This is a genomic window from Chryseobacterium sp. SNU WT5, from assembly GCF_007362475.1.
GTDB lineage: Bacteria > Bacteroidota > Bacteroidia > Flavobacteriales > Weeksellaceae > Kaistella.
Genome location: NZ_CP041687.1, coordinates 1,934,754 through 1,950,502 on the forward strand (window position 1 = coordinate 1,934,754; position 15,749 = coordinate 1,950,502).

Consider the following 15,749-nt stretch of genomic DNA (forward strand, 5'->3'; position numbering starts at 1 on the left):
TTTTTGTACTTATTAATTCACAGTATATATGGGAAGAGCATTTGAATATAGAAAAGCTTCTAAAATGGCCAGATGGGATAAAATGGCTAAAACATTTTCAAAAATTGGTAAGGATATAGCACTTGCTGTTAAGTCAGGTGGACCAGATCCTGATACAAATCCAGGTTTAAGAAGATGTATCCAGAACGCAAAGGGAGCCAATATGCCCAAAGATAACGTCGAGCGTGCAATTAAAAAGGCGAGCGGTGTTGATGCAGAACATTACGAAGAAATCACCTACGAAGGTTATGGACAAGGCGGGGTTGCATTTTTTGTAGAGTGTACTACAAATAATCCCACAAGAACGGTAGCCAACGTACGTGCAATTTTTAATAAATTTGATGGTAACCTCGGTAAAAATGGGGAACTTGCTTTTATCTTTGATAGAAAAGGAATTTTCTCACTAGATAAATCTCTTATCAAACTTGATTGGGATGATTTTGAAATGGAAATGATAGATGGTGGTGCAGAAGATATCGATCATGATGAAGTAGAGGTTTTTATTACGACCGCTTTCGAAGATTTTGGAACACTTTCACATAAGTTGGAAGAACTTGGTATTGAGCCTAAAAGTGCCGAAGTACAGAGGATTCCCAATAATACAAAAGAAGTTACGGCTGATCAGTTCAAAAGTAATATGAAGATGCTGGATCGATTTGAAGAAGATGATGATGTTCAGAATGTTTACCATAATATGGAGATTACAGAAGAGCTGCTGGAACTTATTTAAATCATCATATAACGTTAATAAATAGTTTACATAGAAATGCTTTCTTTGCAGTAAACTATGAAAAGAAACGTTGATTTGGTAGTTATCTCTGATGTTCACCTGGGAACTTACGGGTGTAAGGCAAAAGAGTTATTGCAGTATCTCAATTCAATTGAGCCTAAAACTTTAATTCTAAATGGCGATATCTTCGACATTTGGAATTTTAAAAAATCCTATTTTCCCAAATCACATCTGAAAATAATAAGGAAGATCCTTTCTTTTGCGAGTACAGAAACAGATATTTATTATATAACAGGGAATCATGATGAAATGTTTCGAAAGTTTACCGATTTTGAAATAGGTAATCTTCAGGTCTGCAATAAGATCTGTCTTAATCTTGATAACAAGAAGACCTGGATCTTTCATGGTGACGTATTTGATGCATCCGTCCAACATTCGAAGTGGATTGCTAAACTTGGTGGAAAAGGATATGATCTTCTAATTATGATCAATAATCTGACGAATTGGTTATTGGTTAAAATGGGTAGAGAAAAGTATTCCTTTTCTAAAAAAATTAAGAATAGCGTTAAGAATGCAGTGAAGTTTATCGGAGATTTTGAATTAACTGCGGCAGAACTGGCGATTGATAACGGTTACAATTATGTCGTTTGTGGTCATATTCATCAACCGCAGATTAGAGAAGTTGTTACCAAGAAAGGATCTTGTGTATACCTTAACTCTGGTGATTGGGTTGAGAATTTATCGGCATTGGAGTACCACCAGAAGAAATGGAGCATTTTCTACTATGAGGAGCATAAGCATTTATTAAAAGAGGACGTATCTACAGAGTTTCCGGAAATTAGTCAAATAGAGCTGATGAAAATTGTAACAAATTTTTCATAATGAAAGTTTTATATGCATTCCAGGGCACAGGAAATGGACATGTCGCCAGAGCACAGGAAATTGTTCCTATTCTTAAAAAACATGTGCAAGTTGACACTTTGATCAGTGGTCACCAATCTCAACTGAAATCTAACTTTACTGTTGATTTTAAGTATAAAGGAGTATCATTGCTTTACAACAAAGCGGGTGGTTTATCATACCGCAAAACTTTTTTGGAAAACAATTTTTTTGAAGCTGCAAAAAATATAATGGATATTGATCTTTCGCAATATGATTTAATCATTAATGATTTTGAACCTTTGACAGGTTGGGCCTCGAGGTTTAATTCAGTCCCAATTATTGAATTAAGTCATCAGGCATCTTTCGGCTTTAAAGAAACACCTAAACCCAAGACTAAAAATTTTCTTGGTGAACTTGTGTTGAATAATTACGTTCCTTGCGTTCGAAAAATCGGTTTTCATTTTGAAAATTATCATGTTCAGATAAAAAAGCCTGTCATTAGGGGAAAAATAAGAGATCTCTATCCCACTAAGAGAGGATATTATATGGTTTATTTACCAAGTTTTTCGAATGAAAACATCATGCACGTTTTAAAAAAAATTCCCGTGGAATGGAAAGTGTTTACAAAAAACAACAGTTTACATCTGAAAGAAGGGAATGTGGAGATTTTTCCTATCGATGAAATTAGATATTTAGAATATTTTGAAAATTGCGAAGGAATCTTATGCAGTGCTGGTTTCGAAACTCCGGCTGAGGCGCTATTTATGGAAAAGAAGTTATTTGTGATTCCGATCCGCAATCAATATGAACAGGAATGTAATGCTTGTGCTCTAGACCAATTAGGAATACCTAACTCTAAGACATTGAACGATGAGGATATCATGAAATGGGTAGCTACTGATTTTGATATTAAAGTAAACTACCCAAATGTTATTGAAGAAATACTGCTAAACGAAGTATTAACTTTTTAATTGAGACTTTTTATATTATTTTAGGACATTCACTTCAATGGAGCTATCACCAAAAATCTTGATAAACGCTTTGGTGTAATCATCTTTAGTAGCAAAGTTTGGATTTTCCATAAATTTTTGCGGATTTATTGCAAACAGAGGAAACCAAGAACTGGCGATTTGAATTTGGATCTTATGGCCTTTTTTGAAAGTGTGAAGAACATCTTGTAATTTAACAGCAACGGAAGTTTTTTGATTTGGAACCAGTGCTTCCCCCTTTTCTCTTGAATTTCTAAATCTTGCAGGCATAATTTCACTTCTTACCATTTGATGGTAATTTCCGTAAACTATTCCTTCTTTTTTTTCTTTCGGGACGAAATCTTCAGGATATATGTCAATTAATTTTACTACAAAATCAGCATCTGTAGAAGTCGAGGAAATATTTAACTTGGCTAAGATCTCTCCAGTTAGGGTGAGCTCCTCGGTTAATAATTCTGTTGTAAAAGTTAATACATCAGGACGGCCTTCTGCAAATCTTTGATCCTCACTCATGTAATTTCGGGGAGTAAACCCATTAAAATCTTTCAAATTTGCTGAACTCAACACAGGATTATTTGGATCACTGTAATATTCCGAAATATTTTTTGATGACTGATTTCTTAATGTTCCATCTGCTAAGTAAAGAGACAGTTTCTGGGTGTTGTTTGGTGGATAAACAGAGAATTCTTTCCATTCCATTTTCCCGGTGTCAAACATGGTTGCTTCTGGTAAACCTGCATCAACTTTAGCGTCTCCTTTTAAATAATGTTTAAAAAAGGGAGTTTCTAACTTTGTTTGATAATAAGTCGAAATGCTATCACCAAAAAAAATCTCGTTATGAAATTGCTTGCCTGGCTCTCTAGACCAAGCCCCATGAGAAAAAGGACCCATTACAATGGTGTTTTTAGCTTTTGGACTCGTTTTCTCAATCGTCTTGTAAATGTTGAGCGGGCCAGATAGATCTTCTGCGTCAAACCAGCCGCCAACAGTCATTACGGCATGATTTATATTTTTAAGATGAGGTAATAAACTACGCTTTTGCCAAAATTCATCGTAATTGGGATGGTTCATAATTTCAGTCATAAAGAAATTGTCTTTGTAGTATTTCTCGTATCCATCTTTTAAAGTCCCCATATCTCTGTAAAATTTAAGACCATCTTCAGAGGTTTGTTTAACAAAAGTATCCATGTACCAAGCTTTATTTTCAGCTTTTGTTTTTTGAACTCCAAAGACAGGGAACGTTCTAAAGTAACCCAGCATAAACCTTCCATTATGAAGAAAATCATCATTCCAAAAATCAGAAATAGGAGCTTGAGGTGAAGAAGCTACTAATGCGGGATGTTCGGAAATGGTGCCGGCTGCCGTATAAAATCCTGGATAGGAAGTTCCGTATTGTCCAATTTTTCCATTATTGTTACTGATATTTTTAATCAGCCAGTCAATCGTATCATAGGTGTCCGTACTTTCATCCACATCTTTTTTCGTTTTATGTTGGACTTGTGGAGTCATATTCGTGAAAGTTCCCTCACTCATATATCTTCCCCGAACATCTTGGTAAACAAAAATATATTTATCATTCATTAAGTATTTATTGGGTCCTAAAGAAGGTCTATAGACCTCTTCACCATATGGAGCGACACTGTAGCATGTTCGCTGCATTAAAAAAGGATATTTCTTTGATTTGGAAATGTCTTTAGGGATATAGATTGACGTAAATAATTTTACTCCATCACGCATTGGAATGTAAAGTTCTTTCTTGATGAAATTTTCCTTTACAAAAGAATTGTCAGGTTGCTTTTGCGCAAACGAAAAAACAAAAAATAAAAGCAACAAAAGTTGGAATGTTTTTTTCATAAAAATAATTTTAAACGAATGTAAGAATTAATTTACTATAATTACTGAACCAATAATAAGTTATGAATCTCTTCGAAAATACGGATGCTCCTACAATTAATCTATTGCCCCAAGATGGAACTGTTAATTATTTTGGTAAAATATTTGGCAAAGGTAGAGCTGATGATTACTTTGAGAAACTGTTAGACAAGATAGAATGGAAAAATGATGAGGCGGTAATATTTGGTAAACGGATCATAACCAAAAGAAAGGTAGCTTGGTATGGAGACAAGAATTTTCAATATACTTATTCGAAGTTAACAAAAACCGCACTTCCGTGGACCAAAGAACTTTTGGAATTGAAAGAAATTGTAGAAAAGAAAACTGGCGAGCAGTTTAACTCCTGTTTGTTGAATCTTTATCATGATGGTAGTGAAGGAATGGCTTACCATAGTGATGCAGAGAAAGATTTAAAGAAAAATGGTGCGATTGCCTCCTTAAGTTTTGGTGCAGAGCGAAAATTTTCATTTAAACATAAAACAAATAAAGAAAGAATAGACATTGATCTCCACAACGGAAGTTTATTGGTGATGAAGGACCAAACCCAGACATTTTGGTTGCATCGGCTTCCAGCTAGCAAAAAAATTTCTTCACCACGTATAAATCTTACTTTCCGTATGATTGAGAATCATGATTAGTGACTTGTTCAAAATTCACTATATTTGATTAAGTCTTGAGGTTAGTTATAAAAACAGGCCTGTTTTTGCTTAAATTTAAGAAAACTTTAGCATGAATTAAACAAACGGCACACTATTTATTATTAATTTTGAGTATAATTTTTAACATAAAATAACTTTACTATGAAAAAAACAATCGCAATGGCAACATTGGCACTTGCAGTGTCTTTCGGTTCTATCGCTTGTAAAAAGAAAGTTTCTGATGCAGAACTTCAAACACAAGCTACAACAGTAGTGACCTCTAATCCCAATGCTTCTGTGGAAGTGAAAGATGGTCAAGCTCATCTAAGCGGAACTTTTGCAGATAAAGCTTCAAAAGACGCAATGATTGCTTCTCTGAAAGCAATTCCAGGAGTAAAAGATGTTCACGATATGTCAACCATCGCTGAGCCAGTTGTTGTAGAAACTACTGCAGCAGTTGATCCCGCAAATGTTCAGAAAGTAACCGATGCTCTTAAAGATTTCCCTTCAGTAAAAGCTGAAGTAATAAATGGTGAACTAACTTTAACCGGAAATGTGTCACCTGCACAAGCTAGAAACATTAAAATGTCTGTCGATGCTTTGCAAGTTGGAAAAGTAAATTATAACTATACTGTAAAATAATCAAAATGAGTGCATTACAAGATAAATACGCAAGTGTAATTTCTGCAGCCCAGTCTTCGGGAGTTTCAAATCTTCAGGTTTCAGAACAGGATGGGATTTTATATGTTTCCGGAAAAGCAAGTTCTTCTTCTGCTAAAGACGCAGTATGGAATGCTTTAGGAGCAATCGATTCTACTTATTCAGCTTCAGATATTAACGTAGATGTACAAGTTGCTGGACTTGCAGCTGGTGCTTCTTTGAAAGTGAATACAGAGTCTTCTAACCTTAATATCAGACAAGAACCTTCTACAGAAGCTGCAGTAGTTGGTAAAGCTGCAAAAGGAGAGTCGGTGACTTTAGTAGAGCAGACTTCTGAAGAGTGGTGGAAAGTAAAAACTGCTGATGGAGAAGAAGGTTATGCTTACGCAAGATATTTGCAAGCGTAATTTGAAACTTACCTAAAAAATAACCTCTGATTATCCAGAGGTTATTTTTGTTTGTAGCCATCGCAGATAAGTGATAAGACCTAGCATTATTTCGTGTTAGGATCATTTCAATTATCTTCATTTTCTCTGCCATATGGAAACTTAAACAAAAAAATTGAGTACAAAATGGAAGATCGTGTTGAAATTCAATGAAAAATATAAAGTAAGAGTAGGGGGACCGTTTGTCCAAATCACGAAATCTGAATCAGTTTTTAACAAAAAAACATATATTTGTAAATCTTACAATAAAAAATTCTCATGAAAGGTCAAAACAAACTGTTCATCGCCATTATTATTGCGCTTATTATAGGTGTTGTTATGGGCGGTGTAGTCCATACCCAATATCCTGAAAGTTCCGAAGGATTTTCAAAAAACATTAAACTGTTAGGAACTATTTTTATCCGATTAGTTCAGATGATTATCGCACCGCTGGTATTTACAACTTTAGTAGTGGGAATTGCCAAGATGAGCGATATCAAAATGATCGGTAGAGTAGGAACCAAAGCGATGCTGTGGTTTATCACCGCGTCACTGGTATCTTTAATGATAGGATTGGCTTTTGTAAACTGGTTAGAGCCAGGATTGGTGATGCAGTTAGACAAGCCGGCAGCAGATGCAGCAGTAGAAGTTGTTGCAAGCAGTCAGGGATTATCATTGGAAGAATTTGTGAAACATATTATTCCTAAAAGTTTATTTGAGGCTTTTGCAACCAATGAAGTTTTACAGATTGTAGTATTTTCAATTATGTTTGGGATAGCTCTTGCCAATATGGGTGAGGAATATACCAAACCTATTGTAAAAGCCCTGGATATTTGTGCTCATGCCATCTTAAAAATGGTAGGATACATCATGTGGTTTGCGCCATTAGGAGTCTTAGGTGCGATCGCGGCAGTAGTTGCCACCAATGGATTCGACATTTTCAAAGTATACGCAATATACCTCAGAGATTTCTTTTTTGCCTTGGCAGTTCTATGGTTGGTGCTTTGTATTGTTGGATACATGATTTTAGGAAATCGTCTATTCGAATTATTGAGAAGGATAAAAGAGCCTTTACTCATCGCGTTTTCTACTACAAGCTCAGAAGCAGTTTTCCCTAAACTGGTAGAGGAGCTCGAAAGATTCGGATGTAACAATAGAATTGTGTCGTTTATTTTACCATTAGGATACTCCTTTAACCTTGATGGAAGTATGATGTATATGACGTTTGCAGCGATCTTTATTGCGCAGATTTATGGAATCGATATGACTTTAGGACAACAGGTGATCATGCTTTTGGTTTTAATGTTAACATCCAAAGGAATTGCAGGTGTTCCGAGAGCAAGTTTAGTGATCATTGTAGCAACTTGTACCATGTTTGGGATTCCACCTGAAGGTATTGCACTGATTTTACCAATTGATCATTTCTGTGATATGGGAAGAAGTATGACCAATGTTTTGGGTAATGCTTTGGCAACATCTGCAGTTTCCAAGTGGGAAGGCCAACTCGACAATCATGGTGGGGATTTATAATAAAATTCTAACCGGGATCATTCATTAAATTTTGATAAATATATTTAAGTTAATATTTTGATGTTCGTAAATTACTAAAAGACAAAATCCCGGATTTTCGGGATTTTGTCTTTGTTTAAATGTTTGTTTTCCTGCTCTCATTGACTCTTCAGTTTTCATTAAATGATGTTCCAAAGTGGAAGTTGTTTTAGTAGCGAAAGATTTTAAAGATGTTTCAGTTTCCCACCGGTGCTTCTATAAAAAAAGTAACAAATTACCCGTTTACAGATTAATACACTTTTTTTTGAATTAATCCTACAATCGCTTAGGAATGTTTTTTTTAATGCGAATTATACTACTGAAATTTTGATTTTAGATGTTTTTTGATTGTGAGTAGGAATTTAAACAAAGTCATTATTTACAATATATTGAGTAAAGAAAAAACCACTGCATTAAGGCAATGGTTTTTATTATAGGTAGTGAGTTTATTTAGAAAGTATAATTCAACCTTGTAAAGATTTGTCTTCCCAAGAAACCCATTTGTACCGGATCAAAAATACCACCAGATTCTGTATTTCCATCTGAAACAGCTATTTTTTGCATCGTCGGATACCGGTTAAACAGATTTTTCGACCCTATCGTAAAGTTTAATTTTTTGGTAAAATCATATCCGAAGGAAAGATCAGTTGTTAATCGTGCATCATAAAATTGATAATCATCGGGTCCATTGTAACCAATTAAAGCAACTTTATCAAATCTTACTTCCTGCAGATTGATATTAAAATTATTTATTTTATAATTTAAACTTAGATTAAATTTATTCTTAGGAGCAGATGCCAAAATAAAAGCTCTTTCCCGGGGACTTAAGAAAATTTCTTCCTTACCCGTTAGATTTGCCGGGGTATTTACGGACGTAATTTCCATGTCATTAAAGTTAGCAGCAAAACTAGAAGTCAATTTACCGCTTCCGATATTTTCTGTATAAGTTAAAATAACATCTAATCCCAAGGTTTTGGTATCAATTGCATTGGCGAAAAATTGAGCCTGATCTACTTTTGCGTCAATTAAATCTTGTCCTATCTGACTATCGCTTTGGTCGAAATTTCCTGTTAACACTATCCGGTCTTTTACCCGAACGTAGTAACCATCAAGGGTAGCTGTAAATTTACTGGAATTGAAGGTTATCCCGGCACTGCCGTTCAATGATTTTTCCTGTTTTAGTTGTGGTATTTGTGCTGCCTTTGCCAAATCGCTGTCGTTAGACGCCAATTGAATGGTTACAAGATTGCCACCTTGGAAATTAGTGAAATTTAAGCCATAGAATTTCTGAACCAAAGAAGGTGCTCTAAAACCACTTGAAAATGATCCACGAAGCGCAAGTTGATCTGTTATTTTGATCCTTGTTGCCAGTTTTCCATTGATTGTACTTCCGAAATCGCTATAATTTTCAAATCTACCTGCTGCGCTGACCATCCATGATTTCGTAATGTCAAGTTCTGTATCCAGATAAGCTGCAAAATTATTTCTATTTTGATTTACGGCAAGAGAGTAACCCGGGAAACCTTGTGATCCTCCTGGTCTCACGTCTCCTGAGATAGGATTTGTAACCAATAAACCAATTGGAGTTAAAGCAGTTACTATATTGCCATTAATATCGTAAGAAGCATAAGATTGTTCTTCTCCTTTAATGATTTTAAATTGCTCATATCGAAATTCTGATCCAAACGCGATATTTAATCCTTCCAGAACTTCAAAACCTTTTGAGGCGTTAAAGCCTGTGGTATTTTGCAATAAGGAGTGTCCACCAGCATTAAAATTTGTTTTGGAATTCGCTCCCAAAGTAGCATTTACAGTATTTTTGATGTCATACAGGAATTGATTACTTCCGAATGCATTGTAAAGATCTACATCCCAATTTGCAGCTTTGAATTTTAAGCCGTTATTAAAATTGAAATCTTTTATCATTGTATTTTCAATAGGATTAAAACCGTTAGGATAAATCGAAGGAATATTTCCATCTGCATCTGCCTCTCTTGTCCATGCGTAAGCATCTGTGTTTCGGTAAGAATATCCTCCAAAAGAGTAGAAGTCAGTTTTCTCCGTTAAAGGAACTTCTGCATTATAAAAAAGGTAATAATTGTTGGATTTTGCATCACCGAACCGCTGTCTTGGAGCGGTATAAAGTGTGGGATTAGCATTTCGAAATGCATAACCTTTAGAAAGAACTTCACCTGTAATATTAATAAAGCCACCTTTGCCACCAATCTTAGTCCCGTAATTACCACTGAAATCAAATGTCTGCCCATCCAATTTTTTATCAGATACTACGTCATTACCACCATCAGGACTTCTAAATAAATTCACTCCGTAGAATGCTTTGGCTTCAAAACCTTGTTTCCGGTCATTTAATATCACATTGATAACACCAGCAATCGCATCCGAGCCATATTGAGCAGAGGCTCCGTCCCGTAAGACTTCTATCCGTTTAATTGCGTCCAAAGGAATTGTATTCATATCGGTGCCCGAGTTTCCGCGCCCTTTGGTACCAAATAAATTGACCAGTGAGGATTGATGATATCTTTTTCCGTTTAATAAAACCAAAGTCTGGTCTGGCCCTAATCCACGTAAAGTGGCTGGATCAACTGCGTCAGAACCATCAGAGCCCGATTGTTTATTTGAATTAAAAGATGGAGCTGCAAACTGTAATAGTTGATTCACATCTACCTGTCCAGTGGCTTGACTGATTTGTTTAACATCAATCATATCGACAGGAACCGGCGTGTCAATTGCTGTTCTTTTTTTATTTCGGCTGCCCGTAACCGTGATCTCATCTATACCTTGTACAGAAAGAGTGTCCGAATCTTTTTGGGTATTCTGAGCGTAAGTTAAGGTACACACACAAAGAATTAGTGCTAAAACGATTTTTTTCATTGGTTTTTATTTTAAACCAAATGTAAATATAAAATTCTAATGTTTTAGCTACTTTTAATTTAAAATATTCAATAAATTGTAATAATATGTAGTGTTTGTGTAATTGTTTGGTTGTTTGTGGACGATAACGATTATTTCAATTTAAATTCATTACCTCATACTTTTACAAAATTAGTCGCGAGGTAATCAAACATTTATCATAAAGTTTAATTATTCTAAATAACAAAAAAATCCGTAAATTTGACCATCAATTTATTATAAAACGATTATGTTGACGAAAGAAAAAGTTCAGGCATTTCTGAAAGAAATAGAAGTAGATGATTTAGTGCACAACTTCCAGGTAATGGGAAATGATGTATATATTGATATGACTGCGCATTCACCAGCCATGCATGAAAAGAAAAAGCTAGAAGCAGCGATGAAACAGGCTTTTGCTTCCGAGTTTGGGGAAGAAATAGTGCTGAAGTTGAAAATTGCTTCTCCAGAGCCTTCTGAAGTTCAGCAAAATCAAATCAAAGGAAAACAAATCAAAGGAATTCAAAATATTATTGCGATTGCTTCTGGTAAAGGAGGCGTAGGGAAATCTACAGTTGCTGCAAATATCGCAGTTACCCTCGCAAATATGGGGTTCAAAGTAGGAGTTTTAGATGCTGATATTTATGGACCTTCTATTCCAACAATGTTCGATACGGAAGGGGCAAAACCAATCTCAGTAGAAGTAGACGGTAAAAGTTTGATGAAACCTGTTGAAAATTACGGAGTCAAAATGTTGTCGATAGGCTATTTTTCGGGTGCTAACCAAGCGGTAGTATGGCGTGGTCCAATGGCTTCAAAAGCCTTAAATCAAATGATTAGAGATGCAGATTGGGGCGAGTTGGATTTTCTTTTGGTAGATTTGCCTCCAGGAACAGGAGATATCCACTTATCAATCATACAAGAGGTTCCCGTTACAGGAGCGATAATTGTAAGTACGCCGCAGCATGTAGCTTTAGCAGATGTTAGAAAAGGAATTGCAATGTTCCAGATGGAAAGTATCAATATTCCGGTGCTAGGACTGGTAGAGAATATGTCGTACTTTACTCCTGAGGAATTACCGGATAACAAATATTATATTTTTGGAAATCAAGGTGCTCAATATCTGGCTGAAGATTTAGGAATTCCTGTTTTGGGAGAGATTCCTTTAATTCAAAGTATCCGTGAATCAGGTGATGTTGGCAGACCAGCTTCGCTACAGGAAGGTTCTAAAATTGCCGAGATTTATAAGAAGACAACGCAGAATATGATTGAAAGTTTGGTAGAAAGAAATAAAAGTCTTCCCCCGACTGAAGCAGTGAAGATTACCACCATGGCTGGATGTTCGCCAAAGAGTAAATAATTTATTAAAGTTTATAATTATCCAGAATTATTTTGGATTAGAGTTCAGATATGACAAATAAAGATTTGAAACACGAAGAAACAGTGACCAAGGTTTTAAATGCTTTGGAAAGTATTCGTCCGTTTTTAAATAAAGATGGAGGAGATATTGAACTCATTGATGTGCAGGAGCATAAAGTGTTAGTGAAATTAATTGGAAACTGTAATGGTTGCCCTATGAGTTTTTCTACCATGAAATTAGGGGTCGAAAATACAGTAAAACAATTTGCCCCGGAAATTTTAGAAGTGGTGGCAGTGGAATAAATGAAAAGATGTAATGTTTATAATAGAACGGACTTTCGTCCGTTTTTTTTATTAGCACTTTAAAAACGCTGTTATTTCAATTATTTCTCAAAATAGAAATAGGATTGAATTTAAATTAATATTTTAGCGGATTAAACGAAAATGATATGATTGCCATAATAGACGGCGGTTCTACAAAATGTGATTGGGTGATCCTTGATAATTCAGGTAATCCACATTTAAAGACCACAACCCTGGGTTTTAATCCCAATATTATCAATACGGATTTTATCAAACAGGAAATTGATAAAAATGAGGAGCTCTACTTTTTAAAAAGTCATATCGAAAAATTATTTTTTTATGGTTCTGGTTGTGGTACAGCAGCGAATGCAAAAAAAATTGAGCATGAGTTTGTACAAACATTTCCACAAGCAGAAATTTATATAAAAGAGGATATGACTGCCGCCGCATATGCTGCGTATAACGGAAAGCCAGGAATGGTCTGCATTTTAGGAACAGGCTCTAATTCTTGCTTTTTCGATGGTGAAAAAATTAGAATTGATTTACCGTCACTAGGTTTTCTTATTGGTGATGAGGGAAGTGGGAGTGCTTTAGGGAAGCATTTGCTCAGACGTTTTTTTATGAAAAAGCTTCCAGTGGATTTGGAGCGGGAATTCATCAGTAAGTATAATCTTACCATAGAAGAAGCGATTAAAAACATGTATCATAATCCACGTGCTAATGCCTACTTAGGCGAGTATAATCGATTTATTTCAGAACGAAAAAATCATCCTTACTTTCAAAATATGGTATTCGATGAAATGAAAAATTTCCTTGACTATCAAGTTTTGCCTTATCCGGAAGCGCATGAAGTTGAAATTAACTTCATAGGTTACATTGCTTACATTTATGAAGATATATTGCGGGCGGCCGCAGCAGAGCTTAATTTAAAGATAGGAAAAGTAGTACAAAAACCTATTGAAAGCTTAGTGGATTACCACAAAAAATATATACTGAATCTTATTTAATTCAGTGATAAAAATTTTATTAAATATTTAGAAAGATGAAGATTTAGACCTTCATTTCTTCTTATAAATTCTTAGTTTATGGCCAGTAAAAATAAAAGAGACGAAAAAAACTTTAATCAGGCGGCGCTTGATTATCATAGAAGTGATCCTAAAGGTAAAATTGAAGTAATTCCTTCAAAACCTCACTCGTCACAAAGAGATTTATCATTAGCCTACTCGCCTGGTGTTGCAATACCATGTTTAGCTATTGAAAAAGATCCTAAACTAGCCTACGAATATACGGGGAAAGGTAATTTAGTAGCAGTAATTTCAAACGGAACCGCAGTTTTAGGGTTGGGAGATATTGGAGCAGAAGCATCAAAACCTGTAATGGAAGGCAAAGGACTTTTATTTAAGATTTTTGCTGATATCAATGTTTTTGATATTGAAATTGATGAAAAGGACCCCGATAAATTTATAGAAATTGTTAAAGGAATTGCGCCAACATTTGGTGGGATTAATTTAGAGGATATCAAAGCTCCAGAGGCTTTTTATATTGAAAAAAGACTGAAGGAAGAACTCAATATCCCTTTAATGCATGACGACCAACATGGTACTGCGATTATTTCTGCAGCAGCATTATTAAATGCGCTGGAAATCGCAGGTAAGAAGATTGATACCATTAAAATGGTCGTAAATGGTGCTGGAGCAGCAGCCATTGCATGTACCAATTTATATGTTGAGCTAGGTCTTAAAAAAGAAAATATTTTGATGTGTGATTCCAAAGGAGTCATCAATCATCACCGTGACAATTTAACTCCCGAGAAATTGGATTTCGTTGTTGAAACTGAACTTGAAACGTTGGCGGATGCATTGAAAGGGGCAGATGTTTTCATTGGTTTGTCCAAAGGAAATGTGATGACCCCAGAAATGTTGCTATCAATGAGTGCTAATCCTATTGTTTTCGGCTTAGCAAATCCTGATCCAGAAATCGAATATGATTTGGCGATGGAGACCAGAAAAGACACGATCATGGCAACAGGAAGAAGTGATTATCCTAATCAGGTAAATAATGTATTAGGGTTCCCTTATATTTTCCGCGGAGCACTTGATGTGCAGGCAACAGGAATTAATGAAGAGATGAAACTTGCGGCTGTGCGTGCAATTGCAGCTCTTGCTAAAGAACCCGTTCCAGAGGCAGTAATTTTGGCCTATAATTTAAAGAATCTTAATTTTTCCAGAGAATACTTTATTCCAAAACCATTTGATAATCGTTTGATTACAAAAGTTTCAATTGCAGTAGCAAAAGCTGCCATGGAAAGTGGGATCGCCGGAAAACCAATTGAGAATTTCGAAGACTATGAAAATGGTTTGCTGGACAGAATGGGTCGTGATGAGAAACTCATCCGTATGATGCAGAACAGAGCTCGATCTAATCCGAAAAGAGTAACCCTGGGTAATGCAGAAGAGTACAATGTGTTAAAAGCAGCACAGATTCTTTATGAAGAAGGTATTGCTCATCCAATCTTATTGGGCGAGAAGAAATATGTTCAGGAACAAATGAAGAAATTCGGTATTGAGCTCAATGTTCCTATTGTAGATCCGTCGGGTGATGAGCAGGAAGAGAAGCGTATACAATATCGCGAGACGCTTTGGAAGCTTCGTCAGAGGAAAGGAATGAACGAGTACAAAGCCAAGAGATATGTGCGCCAGAGAGATTACTTTGGTCCGCTGATGTTGCAGCATGGTGATACCGATGCATTAATTGTAGGGTTCTCAAAAAATTATTCTTCTACACTTAAGCCTATTTTAAAAATTATTGAAAAGGAAAAAGGAGTAGACAAAATCTCATCCATGATGATGATCATGACGGAAAAGAAGCCTTTATTTTTTGCAGATACGTCTATTAATCAAAACCCCACCTCAGAAGATTTGGTGAATATTGCGAGAATGTCTGAACTTACCGTGAAGACTTTTGCTATTGAGCCTAGAATTGCGATGTTATCTTTTGAAAACTTTGCAGGAATATCAGAAACTTCAAAAAAGGTAGCCAAAGCAGTATCTATTTTGCATGAGAAATATCCCAAAATGATTGTTGATGGTGAAATTCAACCAGACTTTGCTTTAAATAGTGATCATCTATCCGATTATCCATTTTCAAAATTAGGGACCACCCCAGCAAATGTTTTTGTTTTTCCAAATCTGGAGAGTGCGAATATTTCGTATAAAATAATCAGAGGTCTAAAAGTAGCGCAAGTAGTTGGTCCTATTTTAATGGGTCTTAAAAAACCAGTTCACGTTTTACAAATGCGCGCAAGCGTAGATGAGATCGTAAATTTAGCGACAATTGCGGTCTTAGATGCGCAAAGAAGAGAGAACGGCTAATTCGA

The 15,749-nt window shown here is 35.6% G+C and carries 13 protein-coding genes; 11 read left to right on the top strand and 2 right to left on the bottom strand.

Annotated elements, in window-relative coordinates:
• Nucleotides 1–28: 28 nt before the first annotated feature.
• From FNJ88_RS09200 to FNJ88_RS09210, 3 genes are read left to right on the top strand one after another with little or no spacing between them, the layout of a single operon-like run.
• Nucleotides 29–769 (top strand): YebC/PmpR family DNA-binding transcriptional regulator, encoded by a 741-nt coding sequence (locus FNJ88_RS09200; RefSeq protein ID WP_143852842.1) that lies wholly within the window; start codon nucleotides 29–31, stop codon nucleotides 767–769.
• Between the two features lie 57 nt (nucleotides 770–826).
• Nucleotides 827–1,651 carry a UDP-2,3-diacylglucosamine diphosphatase gene (locus FNJ88_RS09205; protein ID WP_143852843.1) on the top strand — a complete coding sequence of 275 codons (825 nt, stop codon included), beginning with the start codon at nucleotides 827–829 and terminating at the stop codon, nucleotides 1,649–1,651.
• The gene (locus FNJ88_RS09210) at nucleotides 1,651–2,622 is read left to right on the top strand and encodes a glycosyltransferase family protein (RefSeq protein ID WP_143852844.1); all 972 of its coding nucleotides are present in this window, start codon (nucleotides 1,651–1,653) and stop codon (nucleotides 2,620–2,622) included. Before FNJ88_RS09205 ends, FNJ88_RS09210 begins: the two co-directional genes overlap by 1 nt.
• A gap of 15 nt (nucleotides 2,623–2,637) precedes the next feature.
• Here FNJ88_RS09210 and FNJ88_RS09215 read toward each other — a convergent pair whose 3' ends face one another.
• Nucleotides 2,638–4,494 (bottom strand): CocE/NonD family hydrolase, encoded by a 1,857-nt coding sequence (locus FNJ88_RS09215; protein ID WP_143852845.1) that lies wholly within the window; start codon nucleotides 4,492–4,494, stop codon nucleotides 2,638–2,640.
• Between the two features lie 62 nt (nucleotides 4,495–4,556).
• Between FNJ88_RS09215 and FNJ88_RS09220 the strand changes: the two genes are divergently transcribed.
• The 4 genes from FNJ88_RS09220 (at nucleotide 4,557) to FNJ88_RS09235 (ending at nucleotide 7,786) form a co-directional block, all read left to right on the top strand.
• On the top strand, nucleotides 4,557–5,171 hold the full coding sequence (locus tag FNJ88_RS09220; protein ID WP_143852846.1) for an alpha-ketoglutarate-dependent dioxygenase AlkB family protein: 615 nt from the start codon (nucleotides 4,557–4,559) through the stop codon (nucleotides 5,169–5,171).
• A gap of 162 nt (nucleotides 5,172–5,333) precedes the next feature.
• On the top strand, nucleotides 5,334–5,813 hold the full coding sequence (locus FNJ88_RS09225) for a BON domain-containing protein (protein ID WP_143852847.1): 480 nt from the start codon (nucleotides 5,334–5,336) through the stop codon (nucleotides 5,811–5,813).
• 5 nt (nucleotides 5,814–5,818) lie between these two features.
• Complete coding sequence (locus FNJ88_RS09230; protein ID WP_143852848.1) at nucleotides 5,819–6,238, top strand: SH3 domain-containing protein; 420 nt, start codon at nucleotides 5,819–5,821, stop codon at nucleotides 6,236–6,238.
• Nucleotides 6,239–6,535: 297 nt separating this feature from the next.
• On the top strand, nucleotides 6,536–7,786 hold the full coding sequence (locus tag FNJ88_RS09235) for a dicarboxylate/amino acid:cation symporter (protein ID WP_143852849.1): 1,251 nt from the start codon (nucleotides 6,536–6,538) through the stop codon (nucleotides 7,784–7,786).
• Between the two features lie 468 nt (nucleotides 7,787–8,254).
• Here FNJ88_RS09235 and FNJ88_RS09240 read toward each other — a convergent pair whose 3' ends face one another.
• On the bottom strand, nucleotides 8,255–10,696 hold the full coding sequence (locus FNJ88_RS09240; protein WP_143852850.1) for a TonB-dependent receptor plug domain-containing protein: 2,442 nt from the start codon (nucleotides 10,694–10,696) through the stop codon (nucleotides 8,255–8,257).
• A 268-nt stretch (nucleotides 10,697–10,964) separates the two neighbouring features.
• Between FNJ88_RS09240 and FNJ88_RS09245 the strand changes: the two genes are divergently transcribed.
• From FNJ88_RS09245 to FNJ88_RS09260, 4 genes are all read left to right on the top strand, one after another.
• The gene (locus FNJ88_RS09245; RefSeq protein WP_143852851.1) at nucleotides 10,965–12,071 is read left to right on the top strand and encodes an Mrp/NBP35 family ATP-binding protein; all 1,107 of its coding nucleotides are present in this window, start codon (nucleotides 10,965–10,967) and stop codon (nucleotides 12,069–12,071) included.
• A gap of 50 nt (nucleotides 12,072–12,121) precedes the next feature.
• A complete protein-coding gene (locus FNJ88_RS09250) occupies nucleotides 12,122–12,373 on the top strand; it encodes a NifU family protein (RefSeq protein ID WP_143852852.1) in 252 nt (83 codons plus the stop codon).
• 146 nt (nucleotides 12,374–12,519) lie between these two features.
• The gene (locus FNJ88_RS09255) at nucleotides 12,520–13,380 is read left to right on the top strand and encodes a BadF/BadG/BcrA/BcrD ATPase family protein (protein WP_143852853.1); all 861 of its coding nucleotides are present in this window, start codon (nucleotides 12,520–12,522) and stop codon (nucleotides 13,378–13,380) included.
• 78 nt (nucleotides 13,381–13,458) lie between these two features.
• Nucleotides 13,459–15,744 (top strand): NADP-dependent malic enzyme, encoded by a 2,286-nt coding sequence (locus tag FNJ88_RS09260; protein ID WP_143852854.1) that lies wholly within the window; start codon nucleotides 13,459–13,461, stop codon nucleotides 15,742–15,744.
• Nucleotides 15,745–15,749 lie beyond the last annotated feature (5 nt).